Raw genomic sequence first — 19,961 nt, forward strand, 5'->3', positions numbered from 1 at the left:
CGTCACTGACGGGGGATCACCATGACGCCAACCACTCTTGCCACACCGGGCAAGGACGACGACACGGCAACGCAGCACTCTGGTGTGCAGGCTCCAGACGGACAACCGCGCCCGCACCACGTCTCACGAAAAGTGATCGACATCAACAAATTGTCGCTGACGTTTCAGACCAATGATGGTCCGGTTCATGCGCTCTCCGACATTGACCTGACCATCCGCGAAGGAGAGTTTGTCTCCTTCATTGGTCCATCCGGTTGCGGCAAGACAACACTCTTGCGGGTCATCGCAGATCTGGAAAAGCCGACGGGCGGTGGTATCACCGTCAACGGAGTTTCGCCTGAAGACGCCCGCCTCAACCGGGCCTATGGCTATGTGTTTCAGGCCGCATCGCTCTACCCATGGCGCACCATCGCGGCCAATGTCGCTTTGCCGCTTGAGATCATGGGGCTACCGGGCAAGGAACAACAGGCGCGCGTTGCCCGCAACATGGCGCTGGTGGATCTGGAAGGCTTTGAAAACAAGTATCCCTGGCAATTGTCGGGTGGCATGCAGCAGCGCGCCAGCATCGCGCGCGCGCTGGCGGTAGAACCAGACCTGTTGTTGATGGACGAACCCTTCGGCGCGCTTGATGAGATCGTTCGTGATCACCTGAATGACCAGTTGCATCGGCTCTGGGAAAAGACCAACAAAACGGTTGTCTTCGTCACGCATTCCATTCCGGAAGCCGTTTATCTCTCCACCAAAATTGTGGTTCTGTGTCCCCGCCCCGGTCGCATCTACGATGTGATCGACAGCGACCTGCCCCGCAAGCGAACGCTGGACATGCGCGAATCGCCCGAGTTTCTGAAAATCGCCCATCGGGTGCGCGAAGGATTGAAAGCAGGTCACAGCTATGAACAATGAGCCGCGCTGGATCTGGCCGACACGGTGTGTCCTGGCGGTTGTCGCAAGCCTCTGGTGCCTTGGCATGTGGGGGCTGGCTGGTATTGCCCTGCTGGATGCAAGCAATCGCTGCCCGGGCATTCAATGTTCCGACGCCAAGACCTCCGCCGTGTTCTTCCTGCTTTTGATTGTCACCTGGTGCGCTTGCTGCGGGTGTGTGCCTGCATCGGCATCCACGTCTGCGCCGCGCCCCCAGATCCCACACCGGGCGCCTGTCATGAGGGCGCGCGACCAGATCATTCCCGTCGTTACCGTGGTGCTTGTCATCATCGCCATCTGGTATATTGCAGCAGTAGCACTCAACACGCCGTTTCAGCGCGACATGTACAAGCGCCAGCACAAGCAGAACATCGGGGTTACCCAGCTTGTCAAAGATACGCTGGCCCAGAAGCGCCCTGTTCTGCCCGCGCCACATCAGGTTCTCACCGAGATCTACAAGACGACTGTTGAGAAGAAGATCACGTCCAAACGGTCGCTGATCTATCATACGGGCATTACCCTGTCGTCGACGCTGCTGGGTTTTGCCATCGGCACACTGCTTGGTATCGCACTGGCAATAGGTATCGTTCACGCCCGCATTCTCGACAAGTCGCTGATGCCCTGGGTCATTACCTCTCAGACGATCCCCATTCTCGCCATTGCGCCCATGGTGATTGTCGTCTTGAACGCTGTCGGCATCTCCGGCCTTTTGCCCAAAGCCCTGATTTCGGCGTATTTGTCCTTCTTTCCTGTAACTGTAGGCATGGTGAAAGGTTTGCGGTCTCCGGAAATCCAGCATCTGGATCTGATGCACACCTATAGCGCCAGCCAGCGTCAGGCATTCTGGAAGCTGCGCTTGCCCTATTCGGTGCCCTATCTGTTCACCGCCATGAAGATCGGCATTTCCGCATCACTGGTTGGCGCCATTATCGCTGAACTGCCCACCGGCGCGATTGCCGGGCTTGGGGCCAGATTGCTGTCTGGATCTTACTATGGTCAGACGGTGCAGATCTGGTCAGCGCTGATCATGGCCTCGCTTGTCGCAGGGCTTCTTGTGACCATCGTCGGCCTTTTGGAGCGCGTTACACTTGCCAGAATGGGGATGGCCCGATCATGACCGCCGCCACACTGCCCCTCGCGCCCACACGCCAAATCCGTGCCTTCTCGCTGCTGATCATCCTCTGCGTGCTGTTCGGCATCATCCTGCCACTGCGCGCCGATGGCACCATGGCGACCTCTGTGCCCGGAGTGATGCTTATCGGGCTTTGTCTGGCAGGGGCCGCCGCGCTGTTGTGGAGTGAAAGCCTGCCTGCCATCCTCAAAGTGGCCGCGCTGGCGCTGAGTGGCGTTCTCGCAATCTCCCTGCTATCGGAGACTTCCCTGAAAGCCTTCGGTCAGGCAGCCGGTGGATACTGGCTGCTGGTGGTGGCCATCTGGAGTGCCGGCTATCTGCTTGTCAGTCTATTGGCCGCGCTAGAGCCGCATGTCCCCAAGGCCCAACGTGCCATTTCAATTGCAATCCCGGTGCTCTTCGGTATCTGGATCATTGCGCTCTGGCAACTGGGTGTGACGGGAGCCGGTGTGCCACGTGTGCTGCTTCCCGCGCCAAGCGATATTGCCATCCGTCTTTCCCATTCCCTGCCCATCCTTTGGGAGGACTTTCAGCAGACCTTTTTGAAGTCCGTGTTGATTGGATATGTGGCTGGCTGTGGCACAGGCTTTTTGACTGCGATCCTTGTTGACCGCGTTCCGTTCCTTCGCCGGGGGCTGCTTCCCGTCGGCAATCTTCTGTCAGCCCTGCCAATTGTTGGTGTCGCCCCGATCATGGTGATGTGGTTCGGTTTTAACTGGCCCTCCAAGGCGGCGGTTGTCGTGATCATGACCTTCTTTCCCATGCTGGTGAACACCATCGCCGGACTGGAGGAAAGCAGCACCATGCAGCGTGACCTCATGCGCACCTATGCAGCCCGCCCCATGCAGACGCTGATCAAGCTGCGCCTGCCCATGGCCATGCCGTTCATTTTCAACGCCTTGAAAATCAATTCAACCCTGGCTCTGATCGGCGCAATTGTTGCCGAGTTCTTCGGCACTCCGATTGTCGGCATGGGCTTTCGCATTTCCACTGAAGTTGGCCGTATGAATATCGACATGGTCTGGGCGGAAATCACCATGGCAGCCATCGCCGGGTCTGTCTTCTACGCCCTCGTGTCCTTATGTGAGCGGGTCGTGACGTTCTGGCACCCCTCCATTCGCGGTTGATCGCATCACTTCCCCAAAGGAGCCTGCTGCAACCACCAGTTTCCCCGTATATTCGCGCATGCAGGTGACGGTGTGTGTGCCTTGCTCTGGCATGCGCGCGTCGAAATGTGCCATAGAACGGAGACACATATCGATTTTCAGACCCTTGGTCCATGAAGGTAGTCAGCATGCAACCCGGTCGCGACATCACTGTACTGCTTTACATCATGAAGGCCCTGAGAACGCCCATCACCGGCTGCCCCTGGGATCTCGAACAGACGTTCGGCAGCATCGCTCCCTATACACTGGAAGAAGCGTATGAGGTGGCCGAGGCGATTCAAAACGACGATATGGACAATCTGCGCGAGGAACTGGGCGATCTGCTGCTTCAGGTGGTCTTCCATGCGCGGATGGCCGAGGAAAAAGGCCTTTTCGATTTTCCCGATGTTGTCGAAGGCATCACCACCAAACTGATCCGCCGTCACCCGCATGTCTTTGGCAATGAGGAGGCCCGTGATCCAGCCAAGGTCAATGGCTTATGGGAGCGGATCAAGGCCGAAGAAAAGGCAGAGCGAGCCCGCCGTCGCGCCGAACTCGGTCTGACCGACAGCCCTCAGCGCTATCTCGATGATGTACCGAGCGCCTTTCCGGCGTTGCTGGAAGCCGAGAAACTGCAAAAACGCGCATCAAAGGTCGGGTTCGACTGGAATGATCCTGTGCCGGTTCTGGCCAAGATCCGCGAAGAGACGCATGAACTTGAAGCCGAGCTGACAGCAGAGACGCCCGACAAGGACCGGATCGAAGACGAATTGGGCGATACGCTCTTCGCCCTCGCCAACCTTGCACGTCACCTTGATATCAATCCGGAAAGCGCCTTGCGGCGCACCAACAAGAAGTTCCGGAATCGTTTCGCGGCCATCGAAGATACGGCCAGTGCAACCAACACTTCCCTTGACGACATGACCCTCGACCAGATGGAAGCGGCACTGGCAGGCTGCAAAGAAAAAGGGCTGAGAAACCAGCCCTTTTTCATCGGTCACCACAAGACCCAATTTTCTCAATTCTGAACCGTCAGACGATCAATCAATGGCCGGACCATTGTAAGGCACAGTCGATTTTGATTGTTCGCTGTCTTCGTCGTCATCGGCATCCCCCAACAGGATTTTCAGGCTGTCATCATCGTCGATGTAACTGCTGAAAAGCTCCCGGAAAGGTCCGCGTTGCTTATCGTTGACGCGGACCTCGGCATGAATGCCGTCCTCCGTATCATCCCGCTCCAGAACCTCTGCAAGTTGATACAGACGCGCCAACAGCGCTCCATCAGACACCGGCAGCGTCACACTCATGACGTCGTCATGCTGCGCAATGAAACTGTCAATCCGGTCATAGAGATGCTCGATGCCCTGCCCCGTCAAGGCGGACAAGGAGATCGGCCCTTCCTCGCTCAGGTCGGCCAGCAACTTCTGCGCATAATCGGGATCCAGGAGATCTGTCTTGTTCCAGATCTCCACCACCGGCGCACCGTCTTGCGCATTGACACCAAGCGCTTCAAGTGTGGCGCGGACATCTTCGGCCTGCGCATCCGTATCCTCATGTGCAATGTCGCGCACATGCAGGATCAAATCCGCTTCCAGCACCTCTTCCAGCGTTGCCCGAAAGGCGGCGACCAGATGGTGTGGCAGGTCTGAGATAAAGCCCACCGTGTCGGACAGGATCACCTCGCGGCCATGCGGCAGACTGATTTTGCGCAAAGTCGGATCCAGCGTTGCAAACAGCAAATCCTGCGCGAACACATCAGACTTTGTCATCCGATTGAACAACGTTGACTTGCCAGCGTTGGTATAGCCAACCAGTGCAACCACCGGCTGCGGGATCTTCTTGCGCTTCTTGCGGTGTAACTCGCGGGTTCGACGCACCTGATCGAGCTGCTTTTGCAGCGCGTTGATGCGATCCTGGATCTGGCGTCTGTCGCTCTCGATCTGGGTTTCACCCGGTCCACCCATAAAGCCGGCACCGCCACGCTGACGTTCGAGGTGGGTCCATGAGCGTACGAGACGGCTTTTCTGCCAGGAGAGCTGTGCAAGATCAACCTGCAACCGACCTTCACGCGTCCGGGCTCGATCGCCGAAAATTTCAAGGATCAGGCCAGTACGGTCGATCACCTTGGTCTTGAATCGGCGCTCCAGATTACGTTGCTGCACAGGCGTCAAGGCGTGATCGACCACGACTAGATCGATTTCGTCCTCTTCAACATAGGCTGCAATTTCGTCTACCTTGCCATCCCCAAACAGGGTTGCAGGTTTCGGATTAGCAATCTTGATGAGATCAGATCGGAGGATTGTGAGGTTGATCGCAGCGCTCAGGCCAACTGCTTCTTCAAGCCGGGCCTCCGGACTGCGCAATCCCGGGCCTTCCCGGACGTCCCGGCGGGTAATCACCGGTTCCAAAATCATTGCGTTGAACGGCTGGGGGGTACGGTCTACTCCACCATTCCCTGCGCCCTGCCGTTCCGTGTCATCATATTCGTTTTCTTTTGCTTGCAATCAAGCACCCGCCTTCTCACCGTTATCATCGGCCGCATCAAACAACTGAACCGGACCGTTTGGCATGATCGTCGAAATTGCATGTTTGTAAACCAACTGCGAATGCCCATCGCGGCGCAACAGCACGCAGAAGTTATCGAACCAAGTTACAACGCCTTGCAGCTTAACGCCATTAATCAGAAAGATCGTCAGAGGAGTTTTTTGTTTGCGAACATGGTTGAGAAATGTGTCTTGTAGGTTTTGTGTGCGCTCAGCCATATGTTTTTATCCTGTTTACCCGATCGCGGCCAGCAACCGGCCTTTCTTTAAATCCTGTGGCTCAAGGACTTTGCAGCAGCGTTCTACCTGCCAAAAGTCACCACAAAGCAGACGAATGGACCTTTCTCCATACGCCAGCTCACTGTAACGGCTGTAAAATCCGGCTTGTAAGTCGTTCAGATTTCACAACAATCAAATCTCTTTTCTTCCAGTAGCAGTCCGAAACGGATCACGCAACTGCACAAAATGAATCCGTCAGCCCGAATCTGGCATGCCCTAACCAGATTGAGACTGATGGCACCGTGTCAGGATAGCTCTCCACCAAGTTGTGAAAACCAGACCCTTCACCTGTAAAACGTTAACCCTGTCAAATGACAAAGATCAAGTCGAGACAGAGCACCAAATGGCCTGTGTCTTGATTTTGGCCTTCTTTCGCCATGTTTCCCGAACGTCACCCACGAGTTGTGCACGTAACAAGCCCCACACGCAAGGCCTGCAAATCTCACCGCGAGATATCTTAGAAGAATTCGAGACTCACACGGAACATCTGTTCCACCTGCCGCACTCTCGCAGCCACGGCAAAGATAACGATCCGGTCCTGCGCCTGGATTTGAAGTTCACCACTGGGCATCAACACCTTGCCCTTGCGATAAACCGCCCCGATACGAATTCCCGATGGCAAATCAATATCTCGCAGCGGACGCCCCACCAGCGTAGAGGTATCGAGGGCCTCGGCTTCCACGACCTCGGCCGCGCCATTTTGCAGCGAATGCACTCCACGAATACGGCCGCGCCGCACATGTTGCAGGATCTTGGAGATGGTCACAGCACGCGGATTGATAAAAGCATCAATGCCAAGCGCTTGCGTGAATGCTGGATAACTGGGGTTGTTGATCAGCGCCAGATTGCGGCGACAACCCATCTTCTTGGCCATAACGGACGCAAGGATATTCACTTCGTCGTCATTGGTCACTGCAACCATCGTGTCGGCGCGTCCAACATCGGATTCATCGAGAATATTCTGGTCCAGCGCGCTGCCATGCATGATGACGCTGCGCTTGAGTTCATCGGCGACAGAGACCGCGCGCTCACGCGAGGCCTCGATCAGCTTGATGCGGGTGCTGCCCTGACGCTTTTCAAGAGCCCGCGCTACATACAAGCCAATATTGCCGCCACCAGCAATCACCACACGGCTGGCTTCCGGCTCTTCATGACCAAAGATACCAAGCGTTCGGCGAACCTGATCCTTGCGGGCGACGATATAAGCCAGATCTCCGACCATAAGAGAATCAGCGCTGCTGGGCACGAACAACTGATTATTGCGGAAGATCCCGACAACGACAGCCCCCAGATCTGGGAATAACTCGGTCAATTGGCGCAGCGGCGTATCCACCACTGGACAATCTTCCTCGCACATAATGCCGACGGTAACGACGTTATCATCGGCAAAGCGCACGGTCTCGACAGCCCCCGGCAGCGAGAGACGACGCAGGACCATCTCGCCCACTTCGACTTCCGGAGAAATGATCACGTCGATCGGCATATGTTCGCGCGAAAACAGGTGCCGCCACTGACCTTGCAGATAGCTCTGCGCGCGGATACGGGCCACCTTGGTGGGCACGTTGAACAAGGAATGCGCCACCTGACAAGCCACCATGTTGACTTCGTCATAGAGGGTCACGCCGATCAGCATATCGGCTTCCTCAGCTCCCGCAGCGGCCAGAACATCCGGATGAGCGCCATGACCGACGAAGGTCCGCACATCAAGCTGGTCGCCAATAGCGTTGATCAGCTTGGGCGAGGAATCAATGACGGAAACGTCATTCTGTTCGGCAGCCAAACGCTCCGCGATCCCGTACCCAACCTGTCCGGCTCCGCAAATGACGACTTTCATGGTGTTCTTTCCTCAGACGTAAGGCCCTGGACCTGAATATCAGATCCTGTCTTTTACGAAAGCCCCAGTGTCTTCAGTTTACGATGCAGGGCGGACCGCTCCATACCAACAAACTCGGCTGTACGCGAGATATTCCCGTTAAAGCGCTTGATTTGGGCTTGGAGATAATCCTTTTCGAAAATCTCGCGCGCTTCACGCAAGGGCACGGACATCAACTGCTCGCCACCACCGGTTGTAGGTAAATTCGGCAGGGTTTCACCAATCTCAGCCGGCAGAAGATCGGCCGTAATCACGCTGTCAGGTTCGCCGCGTGCCAGAATGAGCAATCGCTCGACGTTATTGCGAAGCTGACGCACATTGCCCGGCCAATCGTGGGTTTGCAGCACCGCCATCGCATCTTCGCCAATCGGCCGGATGGGGATGCCGGAGGAGCTGGAAATCTGGCCCATGAAGAAATGCACCAGCACCGGAATATCTTCGCGCCGCTCCGCCAGTGGCGGAATGTGCAGCGGCACCACACTGAGGCGATGATAGAGATCCTGACGGAATGTGCTCTCCTGGATCAGCACTTCGAGATCCTTGGAAGTCGAGGACAGGATCCGCACATCAACCTGCACCTTATTGACACCACCAACGCGCATGAAGCTCTGCTCAACAAGAACCCGCAGGATCTTGCCCTGCGTCTCCATCGGCATATCAGCGATCTCATCAAGATACAGCGTCCCGCCGTGTGCCTCTTCCAAGGCTCCGATCTTGCGCAGATTGCCGTTCTCATCTTCGATGCCGAAGAGTTCGTCTTCCATGCGTTCTGGCGTGATCGTCGCGGCATTGATTACCACGAACGGGTTCTTCGCGCGCGATGACATCTGATGCACCATACGCGCGGCCAGCTCCTTGCCGCTACCGGATGGCCCCTCGATCAGAATACGACTGTTGGTCCCTGCCACCCGCAGGATGGTCTGACGAAGCTGCTGAACCATGCCTGGCTTTCGCCAACGAGCTGCGAAGGGTCGGCGCTGCGTTGACGCAGGTCCTTGATCTCGCGCTTCAGGCTGGAAATCTCCATCACCCGCTCGACAATATGGATCAACCGGTCCGACTTGAACGGTTTTTCGATATAGTCATAAGCGCCACGCTTGATGGCCGACACCGCGGTTTCAATATTGCCGTGACCGGAAATGATCACCACTGGCAGATCAGGATCCATCTGCTTGATCACATCGAGCAGCTCCAGTCCATCCAGTCGACTGCCCTGCAACCAGATGTCGAGGACGACCAGGGAGGGGCGTCGCTCGTTTATTGCGGCCACCGCCGTGTCACTGTTGCTGGCCGTGCGTGTTCCATAGCCTTCGTCATCCAGGATCCCGGCAATCAGGTCCCGAATATCAACTTCATCATCTACAACTAGAATATCATACGCCATTGGCCGTCACCGTGCCTTCTTCCGCATCCGTATCGTCAATATCGGACGAATTCCTTGATATGGTCATTCGGACCAGAGTTCCACTTGGCTCCGATCCGTCTTCCTCTCTCGGCGCATCCAGCAGCTCGACGCCGCCACCATGGTCTTCCAGGATCTTGTGAACGATTGCGAGACCCAGCCCGGTCCCCTTCTCGCGCGTCGTCATATAAGGCTCCAGCAAACGCTGGCGATGTTCCTCGGGCAGCCCAACACCGTTGTCCTGCACCTCAATCACCACTTTGTCAGCCTCTTGCAAAAGCCTCACTTCGATACGGCCCTTGGGGCCGTCTGAGCCGGGACGACCTTCAATCGCCTCGGCCGCATTCTTGATCACGTTGGTCAGAGCCTGACCGATCAAGCGCGTGTCGAAAGTCGCGGGAACGCTTTCTTCCGGCACCTTGGCAACCACTTCGATGCTGGGGTTGCCTGTTGCTTGCATGAAGACCGCTTCGCGCACCGAATTGCGCATGTCTTCCTGCCGCTTGGACGGTTTGCGCATACGCGCAAACGACGAAAATTCGTCAACCATATGGCCGATGTCGCCGACCTGCCGGATAATCGTGCCAATGCACTGATCAAACACGGCGCGATCCTCAGTGATCACCTTGCCATACCGCCGACGAATACGTTCCGCAGAAAGCTGGATCGGGGTCAGCGGGTTCTTGATTTCATGAGCGATACGCCGTGCCACATCAGCCCAGGCCGAATTGCGCTGCGCCGAAACCAGATCGGTAATGTCGTCAATGGTCACCACATAGCCGTGCTCACGCCGCGTTGACTGCTCGCTGGTCAGGCGCACATTGAGAATGCGACGACGACCGCCGAGGGACAGTTCAACCTGTTCTTCCTGAAAACGCTCTGTCTTGCGCTCAACCGCTTGCCGGATAAACCCTTCCAGCTCCGGGATCACATCATAGATCGAGCGGCTGAGAAGCTCGATCTCGTCAACTTTCAGAAGGTCTTCCGCCGAAGGGTTGATCAGAATGATCGTCCCTTCATCGTCAATGCCGATCACGCCCGTCGAAACACCGGACAGCACAGCCGCATTGAAGCGCCGACGCCGATCAATCTGCTCGTTTGCCGCCAACAGGGCATCGCGCTGGCCAATCAACTGGCCGGTCATCTTATTGAAGGTGATGCCAAGATTGGCCAGATCGCCCTGGGACTGATGCGTCTGCACCTTGACCGCGAGATTGCCCTTCGAGACTTGATCAGCCGCATCAATCAAGGCGCGGATCGGCGACACAAGACGGTTGGCAAAGCCGAATCCAATCCAGATAGACGACAGCAACAACACCAGTGCCACGCCCAGATACACCAGCGCAAAGGCGACCTGAACACCCAGACGGCTGTTCTCCAGATCGCCGTAATCCTTGGCACCATCTTCCGCCAAACGCAGATAATCCACCACACGCGGATCAATGGACCGGATCACGTAAAGATAAAGATCCTTGTAGGCCGACAGTTTCATCACGCCGCCAACGAGATTAGAGCGGCACTGGTGCAATCAGCACGGGTTTGCCTTCATTGGCGCGTCGATAGCTGTAAAGCGGTGGATAGAGAACCTTGACCTTCGGATCGAGAATGATGCGCGTGATGACCTCGCCCTTGGAGTTCATGATGAAAGCCGCCGACAGCCCCCGCACGGATGCCTGCGCGGAGAAAAAACCGTCGAACCGGGTCGGCTCGTTGTCGTAAACAGCCTTGGCGCGGTCGACATCATTTGCCATGGCGATCAAGTCGGCCTGCAACACGCGCGCATGTTCTTGCAGATAGGCTTGAGCAACTGTCAGGGCATTATCGATGATCTGCCGCGTACGGTCCTGAAACCAGCGATCAAGCCCCTTATCGAGAGTGACCGCAGCCAGAATGGCCATCAACAGTGCCGGAACAACGGCAACAAGAGAAAACAATCCGACAATACGCACATGCAGACGCGCTGCCGCACGCCCCCTGCGGCGGGCATTGAGCAGCTTGACGACTTCCCAGACAATGGCACCGACCAGACAGCTTGCAAGAATGCCGTTGACGACCAACGCATAACGCACGACGCTCTGTGTCGGAGCAATCGAGGTCAAGCCCATCAAAATCATGAATGTGACTGCGATCGACAGAAGCGAGATCAGCATGATCGCAAGACCGATGCGTCGACCTAATCTGCCGCGGGAAACCCCACTCCCAGGGTTTCCTGAACATTGCTCAAAATCTATTCTCCCCAGAGGTCTTCTGTCAGCCATCCCGTGGCTCAAGGATGGGAACCCTAAGCAAGATTTTGCAGGATCGCCACACCTTGTTGCAAGAATGCGACAGAAAATCGACAAGCCAGATTGGCTGTAATAATACCAACAAGCAAAGCTGACAGGGTCGTTGACAGCGGATTAAGTCAACAGTCGTTGAATATCAACCTGTAACATGTTGCTTTGGAATAATTTTTCTGATTCTTTCAAATTCTCGTTGCGTCAGCTAGTCAAAAAATCTGGCGCGGCACCGGTTCTGCAGGATCCGCACCGCTCCCTCGCTCTGACACAAAAGGCCGACCATCCAAGGATGATCGGCCTGTCATCTTGATAAACCCAACACTCAGCGTGAAGACCGCATGACCTGAATATCCAGATCACGGATCTTCTTGCGCAGCGTGTTGCGATTGACGCCCAGAAGCTCCGCCGCCTTGATCTGATTGCCGCGTGTGGCCGCCAATGCAGCACTGATCAGCGGATATTCCACTTCGCGCAGGATGCGGTGATAAAGGCCGGGAGGGGGCAGCGCATCCCCGAAATTTTCGAAATAGCCAGAGAGATAACGCTCGACCGCAGCCCCCAGATTGATATTGTCAGGCCCATCTTCTTCCAGCGGCGAGACCGCAGGCTGGCTGAGTTCCTGCTCAAGCATCGATTCCACGATGACTTCCTGCGGATAAAGCGCTGCAAGACGCCGCACAAGGTTTTCAAGCTCGCGCACGTTGCCCGGCCAGCGATATCGACGCAAGAGGTTCAGCGCTCCCTGATCGAGCTGCTTCGGCGGCAGTCCTTCCTTTTCGACCAGCGAGAAGAAGTGACGCACGAGATCGCCAATATCCTCAATGCGCTCGCGCAGCGGTGGCAGACGGATCGGCACGACATTCAGGCGGAAGAACAAGTCTTCGCGGAACAGTCCCTGGTTGATGAGTTGGCGCAAGTCCTTGTTGGTCGCGGCAATGATGCGAACATCCGTCTTGATCGGCGTTCGCCCGCCAACCGTGGTGTATTCGCCCTGCTGAAGCACCCGTAACAGACGGGTTTGCGCTTCCATCGGCATATCACCGATTTCGTCGAGAAACAGTGTCCCGCCATCGGCTTGTTCGAACCGACCAGAAGACCGGTTGGCCGCCCCCGTAAAGGCCCCTTTTTCGTGCCCGAAAAGTTCAGCCTCAATCAGATCCCGCGGGATGGCGGCCATGTTGATGGCCACGAACGGCCCATTGCGGCGCTTGCCATAGTCATGCAACGCCTTGGCGACCAGTTCCTTGCCAGTGCCGCTCTCACCGGCAATCATCACCGTTAGATCGGTCTGCATCAGGCGTGCCAGAACCCGGTAGATTTCCTGCATGGCAGGCGAGCGCCCAACCAACGGCATTCCCTCCCCCACATCATCCGGCTCGACGGCGCGACGCACCTTCGGCTCCTCAAGAGCGCGACTGACGATGCTCGTCAGTTCCTTGAGGTCAAACGGCTTGGGAAGGTACTCATAAGCCCCCTTTTCAGAGGCTTTGATAGCGGTCATGAAGGTGTTCTGCGCACTCATCACCAGAACCGGCAGGTCCGGACGCAGCTTCTTGATGCGTGGCAGAACATCAAAGATGTTTTCATCCGGCATCACCACATCGGTGATCACAAGATCGCCATCGCCAGAACTGACCCACCGCCACAAAGTCGTGGCATTCGACGTCAGACGAACGGTGTATCCGGCCCGTGACAAAGCCTGATTGAGAACAGTGCGGATGGCCGCGTCATCATCGGCGACAAGAATAGTGCCCGTTGGCATGGTCATTCGGTCCTGTTGCTGGAGTGTGCCTCAACCTCAGTGAAAGCAGGCATCAGAATACGGAAAACGGTTTTCCCCGGTCGGCTGTCGCATTCGATCACACCGCCATGATCTCCGATAATCTTGGCCACGAGCGCCAGACCAAGCCCGGAGCCGTTGGTCTTGCTCGTGATGAAAGGTTCGAACAGATGCGGCACAAGATCTTCCGGCACGCCGGGACCATTGTCACACACGCAGAATTCAAGCGGCAGACTGACCCGCTCCGTCGTGCCGGGAACCGACAGACGAATACTCAGGGCGAAACGCCGTGGTGATCTTGATGTCGGCTTCGGTCTGGCCGATAACCGCTTCACTGGCATTCTTGATGAGGTTCAGGAACACCTGAATGAGTTGGTCCTTGTTGGCATAAACGGCTGGCAGTGAGGGATCATACTCCTCCGACACCTTGACGTTTCGCGCAAACCCGCTTTGTGCCAGACGCACCACATGATCCAGAACAACATGGATGTTGACCGGATCCCGCTCAATCGGCCGCTCGTCCGAAAAGACCTCCATGCGGTCAACCAGTTTGACGATCCGGTCGGTCTCATCCTGAATGAGACGGGTCAAGGGGCGGTCGCTATCGGGGGCCGATTGTTCCAGAAGCTGGGCGGCGCCGCGAATACCGGACAGCGGATTTTTGATTTCATGCGCCAGCATTGCGGCAAGACCTGTGACCGTACGAGCCGCCCCGCGTGAGGTGAGCTGGCGGTCGATTTTCTCGGCCATGGTGCGTTCTTGAAACATCAGCACCACAGCACCAGGGCGATCTGCGACCGGCGAGGCGTTGATGTCGACCACCTTGGGCGCCCCAATGCGCGGCGAACCAATGTCGACCTTATATTCATTGACCACCGAGCCTCGATCACGCACCTGCTCTATCAACGTCAGCAACGGGCTGCCGAAAGGCACGAAATAATCAATCGGATGCCGCCGTAGAACCGACACACTGGAGCGCATGAAGATCTCGGCTGCCATATTGGCGGTTTCGATCACCCCGTCGGGGGCCACCAGCAGAACCGGATGCGGTAGCGAATCAAGGATCGAAGGGCCATCACTGGCCAGCGCCTGGGTCCGTCCGGCGCGTTCAATATCATGGGTCATGCCGCACTCCGCTCAACGGACACCTGAAGCCAGTCAGAGGCAAGACGGATCACCTCCGCCGGATCATTGGACGTCATAAGGGTTTTACGCAAGCGAGCGGGCAGAGCCTCGCCCAAGCCTGCGCCATCAATGTACCAGCCCAGATGCTTACGCGCGATGCGCACGCCCGGCATTGCACCATAACAGGCTATAATCTCTTCGTAATGCTCGACCACCAGATCGGCGAACTCGCGACCTGTGGGATCAGATTTCTTTTCACCGGTTTCAAGGTAATGGCCGATATGTCCGGCAAGCCACGGCTTGCCGTAGGACCCGCGCCCCACCATCACCGCATCGGCACCCGATGCCTCAAGCATTGCATCTGCTGTTTCAAACGAGACACAGTCGCCATTGGCAATCACAGGGATCTCAACGGCGGCACAAACTGGCGCAATCGCAGTCCAATCGGCATGGCCTTTGTAGAACTGCTGTCGCGTCCGCCCATGTACGGTAAGGAGTTGAACGCCTGCGGCCTCGGCCCGGCGCGCCAACTCAGGCGCATTGATGCTGCTGTCATCCCAGCCAAGGCGCATCTTCAGCGTGACGGGAACATCCACGGCTGCAACTGTAGCTTCAATCAGCGTCAAGGCATGATCCAGATCGCGCATCAGGGCAGAGCCTGAATAACCACTGGTGACCTTCTTGGCGGGACAACCCATATTGATGTCGATCACATCAGCACCCGCACCGGCAATAACTTTTGCCGCCTCGCCCATCCAGCGCGCCTCGCGGCCAGCCAATTGAACGACATGCAAGCCGTCATCCTGCGCCTCGGCGCGCATTTGCGTTTCGGCATCACCTTGCACAAAACTCTCGGAGGCCACCATTTCGCTGACAACCATCCCAGCACCATAACGCGCAGCCAGCTTGCGGAAGGGCAAATCCGACACGCCAGACATTGGCGCCAGAATGCCACGGTTCTTCAAAAGCCGGGATCCGATGCTCAAAGCGCGCGGCGCTTGTCTTTCTGAATTGCTGCTCATAACCTGTGCAAGTCTTCTCATGCCTACATAATAGACATTTTTAACGGAGCGGCAAGCAAAAGTCGCGATGCGCTGCTCCATATTATTTGTTAAATCAGCCTTGTACACGTATTCCCGGTATCTCCCAACGGAAACCTTGAGTACAAGAAGGCCTCAAGGCTCACCCAACACCTCCTTGGAGGAATTGGCAAGCAGGAGAGACGAATGACTAACGAAGTGGCAGCACTGATCGTGGCTGCTGGCCGCGGTTCCCGGTTTGCCGCCAAAGATGACAGCCTGCCGAAACAATACGTGGACCTGAACGGCCTTCCGGTTCTGACCCGCACCTTGCAGCAGTTTCTCAGCCATCCTCAAATCAGCCAAGTGCTGGTCGTCCGCCATGCAGAGGATGCCGCGCTTTACGCCTCCGTCATTGCGTCGCTCTCTCCGACCACACACCGGACCCTTCTGCCCGCCGTAACGGGTGGCGAAACCCGTCAGATCTCCGTTTTGCGTGGGCTGGAGGCGCTCCAAGCCCACAAACCGGCCCAAGTTCTCATTCACGATGCCGCGCGCCCGCTTGTTGATGCTGACCTTGTCTCCCGAGTCATTGCGTCCTTGCACTCTGATCAGTCAGCCGTTCTGGCCGCCGTGCCCGTGCATGACACCTTGAAGCGACATGATCGCAGGACGCACCATCTTGAAACCGTTGACCGCACAGACCTTTGGTCTGCGCAAACACCGCAAGGCTTTGCCTTTGACCGCATTCTTCACGCCCACCAGCGTGCCGCGGCGCAAGGGCTGACCCAGTTTACCGACGACACGGCGGTTGCCGAATGGGATGGTCAGAGTATTGCCATTGCACTCGGCAATCCCGACAATTTCAAGATCACCACCCGGGACGACCTTTTCCGGGCGTCTTCTCGCCTCTCCAACCCACCCCTGTCTCCCGCTAATCAGAAGCAAAACGCCATGCCTGACCATTCAACGACAGACTTAACCGCTGCCCCTCACCTACCCCGACTGGCCGACCTGCCGGATGTACGCACCGGCAATGGCTACGATGTCCATGCCTTTGAGGCCGGGGATGCCGTTATTCTGGGAGGCATAGAAATTGCGCATGACCGTCGCCTCAAGGGGCATTCGGATGCTGATGTGCTGTTGCATGCGCTGACTGATGCCATTTTAGGCGCTATTTGCGACGGCGACATAGGTCAGCATTTTCCGCCCTCAGACCCGCAATGGAAAGGCGCTGCGTCGGACCAGTTTCTCATCGAGGCCCTGCGTCGTGTGACCGCTCTCGGCGGTCGACTGGCGCATGTCGACGCGACCATCGTTTGTGAAGCTCCCAAGATCGGGCCACACCGCGAGCAGCTTCGCCAATCCATCGCCCGCATTTGCAATCTGGATGTGCGTCGTGTTTCAGTGAAAGCAACGACCTCTGAGAAACTCGGCTTTACCGGACGGCGTGAAGGCATCGCCTGTCTGGCAACGGCTACAATACGCCTGCCCGAACTGGATTGATGATGACACGCTGGACCGATTTACTGCCGCTTGCTGAAACCGTGATCCGGATGGCTTCCGAAAAAGGGCTGAAGATTGCGACAGCCGAGAGCTGTACCGCCGGGCTGATTTCAGGCCTTCTGACGGAGATTGCCGGATCGTCGGCCGTGGTCGAGCGTGGGTTCATCACCTATTCGAATGAAGCCAAGATGGAGATGCTCGGCGTCTCTCAGGAAGATCTCACGCAGGTCGGGGCGGTCAGCCAGGAAGTGGCGCTGGCCATGGCAACGGGTGCCGTGGCCAACTCACGCGCTGACATTGCCATCGCAGTCACCGGCATTGCAGGTCCCGGCGGCGGCTCAAAGGACAAGCCGGTTGGCACCGTTCACTTCGGCTTTGCCCGTGAAGGCTATATGAGCGAACATGAGCACGCCTGTTTTACAGGCTTGGGCCGGCAGGATGTGCGCCTCGCAACGGTTGAAAAGGCATTGCAAATGCTTCGCAATCGTCTCTAATCTTAACGGATACGTATACGCAGCTTTATAGTCCATATGGCAACATGCACTCGAATTCCGGACACACGTGTCCGATCTCCAGAGTTTGCAGGCTGAAAAATGACCGTTAGATCAGCACTTCCGTCCGGCCTCTCCGTGACTGCGCTCGTTGCCGCGGGCTTTGTGTCCGGGTTTTCCTCCGTCGCTCATGCGGAGAGCACCCAGAAGAATGGCGACTTCTATCTGATCTCGCGCGATATCAACGGTGATTTTCTCGGAAGCCACAAGCTGCTGACCCGAAAACGCACTGGCTATCGTAAGGTCAGCTATTGCGACCGTTCGTTCTGGGTACAACCCTACAGCGTTGCGTGGTCGCAAGTGGAAGCGCAGAACCACAATCACGTGCAGGTCGAATACAACTACGGCAAGGGCTGGCGCCCGATCTGCGATCACCCGGAACGCCAGGTGACCTTACGGGATCTTGGCTACAAGCAAAGCCCGAGCACCGTCATCTACTTCAATCGCAACCTGAGCACCTCGCAGCAAAACCGCTTTTCCGCCATCAGTCAGGTGTTTAAACAGGGCAGCGAAACCAACAGCTATCACGACAATTGAAGGTCTTATTTACCTTCTTCATTGATTTTCAGATTCAGATCGATGTCACAAATCGGATTTTAGCATTTCCACCATAGGCTGTAATGACTGTGAGATAAAACCAAGCCTCCGATCCGCTTGAGCCAAACTCCAACTGTCAGTGCATCAGGAACGTTTTGTCATGAAGAAAATGCTACTTGCGACGCTCGGTCTTGCCATTCTGACAAGTACGCCCGCCTTTGCCACGATGTGGAAACCCGGTGACTTCTATCTGATTTCGCGCAACATCGAAGGTGACTTTCTGGGCGGTCATAAGCTCTTTGTGAAAAAAGCCCGCGACCTGCGCAAAGTGCAGTACTGTGGCCGCACCTATTGGGTGCGCCCGGTCACGGTGGCCTGGACGGAAGTTGAAGCAGAAGATCATCACACGGTCCGCATCGAGTATAATTACGGCAAAGGCTGGCGTCCAATCTGCGACAAGCCTACGCAGCAGGTCACCCTACGCGATCTCGGGATCACCGAAACACCACGCTATGTGATGAGCGTCAACGGAAATCTCGCTGATCCCCGAAAGCGCTTTGACGCTATCGCTCGGGCATTCAGCACCGGCAATAATTCGGCCAAAACCACTTATCACGACCAATAGGCATTTATAGGTCTACATCCTGAGCCTCCTCTCACGACAGCGTCCGTTTGATAAGTTTTGGTAAAGGAAGAGCAGCGTAGACTTTGAAACGTGGGGGCACGTGAAAATCGGACTGAAGTGTGCTGGACACACTTCACATCACAGGAGGTGATGCAGGTCCGCATGTTCCAGGGAGGATCAGATCATGTCACGCCCAAACCTGACGTTAAAAGCACTCAAGGCTAATGACAGCGCACCTTACGTCAAAGCGCTCGCCCTCTGCTCCGGTTTCGTGCTGATCGGCCTGACCACACTCCCCGCAATTGCGCAGGATAATTTGCCGCAGAACGCCTATTATATTCGGTCTGAAACAGGAAAAGGCCGTTTTATCGGCTATCAGCAAATTCTGTCCTATCCACATAAAGGCTATGTCGCAGCCACATATTGCGACAAGACCTATTGGGTGCGCCCCAACACGGTGGCATGGACGGAAAAGGAGGCGCAAGCCGACCGGCGCCTGACGATCGAAATCAGCCGTAATGATGCGCGTCAGACCGTTTGCGAGGATCCGACCAAATACGTCCGCCTATCGGATCTACCACTGTCCAAGGAAAAGCTTAAAAAGATCAAAGACGAAAATGCTCAGCACACGGTGCGGCCAAGCCGCTTGCACGTCATCCGCGACGCATTCAAGAAATACAAAAAAGACTGATTCATAGACCGCTGAGCGGAAGCCAAAACAAATTTCAGTTGGCTATCTGACCGCCCGCCGCATTGTCTCAGACGCCGTAAACCTCGTTCGCACGCGCCTCAAAGGCCGTGGAAAACTTGCGGAACGCTTTGTCGAACATGGTGCCCATCAAAGCACCAAGCGTCCGGCTCTTAAACTCATAGGAAATATAGAAGCCAATTTCGCACTGTGCCTCACCCGTCTCGGTAAAGGTCCAGGTGTTTTCAAGATGCTTGAACGGCCCGTCGAGATATTCAACCAGAATGCGATTTTCATCCGGCCGCAATTCAACACGACTGGTGAAAGTCTCCTTGAACATCTTGTAGGCGACAGTCATATCGGCAACCAGAACCTTGCCGGTGTCCGTCTGACGCTCTCCGCGCACGACAAGCGCCTGGCACAGCGGCACGAACTTTGGATAATTCTCAACGTCCGCAACGAGATCAAACATTTTGCGAGCGCTGTGATCGACTTTGTGGTTCGAAGAAAAACTCGGCATTTTGGTCCTGGCTTTTCCTTTAATCCGGCCGTCGCG

Annotated in this window: 17 protein-coding genes and 2 pseudogenes; 9 read left to right on the forward strand and 10 right to left on the reverse strand. The window is 56.3% G+C overall.

Annotated features, from left to right (window positions below):
• Positions 1–21 precede the first annotated feature (21 nt).
• From AC0L7U_RS01920 to mazG, 4 genes are all read left to right on the forward strand, one after another.
• Complete coding sequence (locus AC0L7U_RS01920; protein WP_473693377.1) at positions 22–903, forward strand: ABC transporter ATP-binding protein; 882 nt, start codon at positions 22–24, stop codon at positions 901–903.
• 256 nt (positions 904–1,159) lie between these two features.
• Positions 1,160–2,038, forward strand: coding sequence for an ABC transporter permease (locus AC0L7U_RS01925; protein WP_473695620.1), 879 nt, complete (start codon positions 1,160–1,162; stop codon positions 2,036–2,038).
• Positions 2,035–3,180, forward strand: a complete 1,146-nt coding sequence (locus AC0L7U_RS01930; RefSeq protein WP_473693379.1) for an ABC transporter permease — start codon at positions 2,035–2,037, stop codon at positions 3,178–3,180. The genes AC0L7U_RS01925 and AC0L7U_RS01930 overlap by 4 nt, the downstream gene beginning before the upstream one ends.
• Positions 3,181–3,347: 167 nt before the next feature.
• Positions 3,348–4,226 (forward strand): nucleoside triphosphate pyrophosphohydrolase, encoded by an 879-nt coding sequence (mazG, locus tag AC0L7U_RS01935; RefSeq protein WP_473695622.1) that lies wholly within the window; start codon positions 3,348–3,350, stop codon positions 4,224–4,226.
• A gap of 12 nt (positions 4,227–4,238) precedes the next feature.
• Here the strand turns inward: mazG and hflX are convergent, their stop codons facing one another.
• From hflX to dusB, 9 genes and pseudogenes are all read right to left on the reverse strand, one after another.
• Positions 4,239–5,702 carry a GTPase HflX gene (gene hflX / locus AC0L7U_RS01940; protein ID WP_473693381.1) on the reverse strand — a complete coding sequence of 488 codons (1,464 nt, stop codon included), beginning with the start codon at positions 5,700–5,702 and terminating at the stop codon, positions 4,239–4,241.
• On the reverse strand, positions 5,703–5,960 hold the full coding sequence (gene hfq, locus AC0L7U_RS01945; protein WP_473693383.1) for an RNA chaperone Hfq: 258 nt from the start codon (positions 5,958–5,960) through the stop codon (positions 5,703–5,705).
• A gap of 517 nt (positions 5,961–6,477) precedes the next feature.
• Complete coding sequence (gene trkA / locus AC0L7U_RS01950) at positions 6,478–7,854, reverse strand: Trk system potassium transporter TrkA (RefSeq protein WP_473693385.1); 1,377 nt, start codon at positions 7,852–7,854, stop codon at positions 6,478–6,480.
• Between the two features lie 53 nt (positions 7,855–7,907).
• Positions 7,908–9,277: pseudogene (gene ntrX, locus AC0L7U_RS01955) on the reverse strand (nitrogen assimilation response regulator NtrX).
• Positions 9,267–10,787: a sensor histidine kinase gene (locus AC0L7U_RS01960; RefSeq protein WP_473693387.1), complete on the reverse strand. Its 1,521-nt coding sequence runs from the start codon at positions 10,785–10,787 to the stop codon at positions 9,267–9,269. The pseudogene ntrX and the gene AC0L7U_RS01960 overlap by 11 nt, the downstream one beginning before the upstream one ends.
• 16 nt (positions 10,788–10,803) lie before the next feature.
• On the reverse strand, positions 10,804–11,445 hold the full coding sequence (locus AC0L7U_RS01965) for a hypothetical protein (protein WP_473693389.1): 642 nt from the start codon (positions 11,443–11,445) through the stop codon (positions 10,804–10,806).
• 451 nt (positions 11,446–11,896) lie between these two features.
• Positions 11,897–13,336, reverse strand: a complete 1,440-nt coding sequence (gene ntrC / locus AC0L7U_RS01970) for a nitrogen regulation protein NR(I) (RefSeq protein WP_473695624.1) — start codon at positions 13,334–13,336, stop codon at positions 11,897–11,899.
• A 2-nt stretch (positions 13,337–13,338) separates the two neighbouring features.
• Positions 13,339–14,479 (reverse strand): annotated as a pseudogene (locus AC0L7U_RS01975) (two-component system sensor histidine kinase NtrB).
• The gene (dusB, locus tag AC0L7U_RS01980) at positions 14,476–15,501 is read right to left on the reverse strand and encodes a tRNA dihydrouridine synthase DusB (RefSeq protein ID WP_473693391.1); all 1,026 of its coding nucleotides are present in this window, start codon (positions 15,499–15,501) and stop codon (positions 14,476–14,478) included. Before dusB ends, AC0L7U_RS01975 begins: the two are co-directional and overlap by 4 nt.
• 204 nt (positions 15,502–15,705) lie before the next feature.
• On the opposite strand from dusB, the gene AC0L7U_RS01985 reads away from it, so the two are divergent.
• The 5 genes from AC0L7U_RS01985 to AC0L7U_RS02005 all read left to right on the forward strand — a co-directional run bounded on the left by AC0L7U_RS01985 (position 15,706) and on the right by AC0L7U_RS02005 (position 19,408).
• Positions 15,706–17,004: a bifunctional 2-C-methyl-D-erythritol 4-phosphate cytidylyltransferase/2-C-methyl-D-erythritol 2,4-cyclodiphosphate synthase gene (locus tag AC0L7U_RS01985; RefSeq protein WP_473693393.1), complete on the forward strand. Its 1,299-nt coding sequence runs from the start codon at positions 15,706–15,708 to the stop codon at positions 17,002–17,004.
• A gap of 2 nt (positions 17,005–17,006) precedes the next feature.
• Complete coding sequence (locus tag AC0L7U_RS01990; protein ID WP_473693395.1) at positions 17,007–17,498, forward strand: CinA family protein; 492 nt, start codon at positions 17,007–17,009, stop codon at positions 17,496–17,498.
• Between the two features lie 99 nt (positions 17,499–17,597).
• On the forward strand, positions 17,598–18,092 hold the full coding sequence (locus AC0L7U_RS01995; RefSeq protein ID WP_473693397.1) for a hypothetical protein: 495 nt from the start codon (positions 17,598–17,600) through the stop codon (positions 18,090–18,092).
• A gap of 160 nt (positions 18,093–18,252) precedes the next feature.
• Entirely contained in the window at positions 18,253–18,717 is a 465-nt protein-coding gene (locus AC0L7U_RS02000) for a hypothetical protein (RefSeq protein WP_473693399.1), read from the forward strand.
• 184 nt (positions 18,718–18,901) lie between these two features.
• Positions 18,902–19,408 carry a hypothetical protein gene (locus AC0L7U_RS02005; protein ID WP_473693401.1) on the forward strand — a complete coding sequence of 169 codons (507 nt, stop codon included), beginning with the start codon at positions 18,902–18,904 and terminating at the stop codon, positions 19,406–19,408.
• A gap of 67 nt (positions 19,409–19,475) precedes the next feature.
• Here AC0L7U_RS02005 and AC0L7U_RS02010 read toward each other — a convergent pair whose 3' ends face one another.
• Positions 19,476–19,925 carry a type II toxin-antitoxin system RatA family toxin gene (locus AC0L7U_RS02010; protein ID WP_473693403.1) on the reverse strand — a complete coding sequence of 150 codons (450 nt, stop codon included), beginning with the start codon at positions 19,923–19,925 and terminating at the stop codon, positions 19,476–19,478.
• Positions 19,926–19,961 lie beyond the last annotated feature (36 nt).

The sequence above is a fragment of the Roseibium sp. 10G30-5 genome (assembly GCF_055809635.1).

Coding starts and splice junctions, on each gene's coding strand:
- dusB (WP_473693391.1), bottom strand. CDS start 15,501: ATGAGCAGCAATTCAGAAAGACAAGCGCCGCGCGCTTTGAGCATCGGA.
- AC0L7U_RS01920 (WP_473693377.1), top strand. CDS start 22: ATGACGCCAACCACTCTTGCCACACCGGGCAAGGACGACGACACGGCA.
- AC0L7U_RS01995 (WP_473693397.1), top strand. CDS start 17,598: ATGACCGTTAGATCAGCACTTCCGTCCGGCCTCTCCGTGACTGCGCTC.
- AC0L7U_RS01990 (WP_473693395.1), top strand. CDS start 17,007: ATGACACGCTGGACCGATTTACTGCCGCTTGCTGAAACCGTGATCCGG.
- AC0L7U_RS02000 (WP_473693399.1), top strand. CDS start 18,253: ATGAAGAAAATGCTACTTGCGACGCTCGGTCTTGCCATTCTGACAAGT.
- trkA (WP_473693385.1), bottom strand. CDS start 7,854: ATGAAAGTCGTCATTTGCGGAGCCGGACAGGTTGGGTACGGGATCGCG.
- hfq (WP_473693383.1), bottom strand. CDS start 5,960: ATGGCTGAGCGCACACAAAACCTACAAGACACATTTCTCAACCATGTT.
- mazG (WP_473695622.1), top strand. CDS start 3,348: ATGCAACCCGGTCGCGACATCACTGTACTGCTTTACATCATGAAGGCC.
- AC0L7U_RS01930 (WP_473693379.1), top strand. CDS start 2,035: ATGACCGCCGCCACACTGCCCCTCGCGCCCACACGCCAAATCCGTGCC.
- AC0L7U_RS02010 (WP_473693403.1), bottom strand. CDS start 19,925: ATGCCGAGTTTTTCTTCGAACCACAAAGTCGATCACAGCGCTCGCAAA.
- ntrC (WP_473695624.1), bottom strand. CDS start 13,336: ATGCCAACGGGCACTATTCTTGTCGCCGATGATGACGCGGCCATCCGC.
- AC0L7U_RS01965 (WP_473693389.1), bottom strand. CDS start 11,445: ATGCTGATCTCGCTTCTGTCGATCGCAGTCACATTCATGATTTTGATG.
- AC0L7U_RS02005 (WP_473693401.1), top strand. CDS start 18,902: ATGTCACGCCCAAACCTGACGTTAAAAGCACTCAAGGCTAATGACAGC.
- AC0L7U_RS01925 (WP_473695620.1), top strand. CDS start 1,160: ATGAGGGCGCGCGACCAGATCATTCCCGTCGTTACCGTGGTGCTTGTC.
- AC0L7U_RS01960 (WP_473693387.1), bottom strand. CDS start 10,787: ATGAAACTGTCGGCCTACAAGGATCTTTATCTTTACGTGATCCGGTCC.
- AC0L7U_RS01985 (WP_473693393.1), top strand. CDS start 15,706: ATGACTAACGAAGTGGCAGCACTGATCGTGGCTGCTGGCCGCGGTTCC.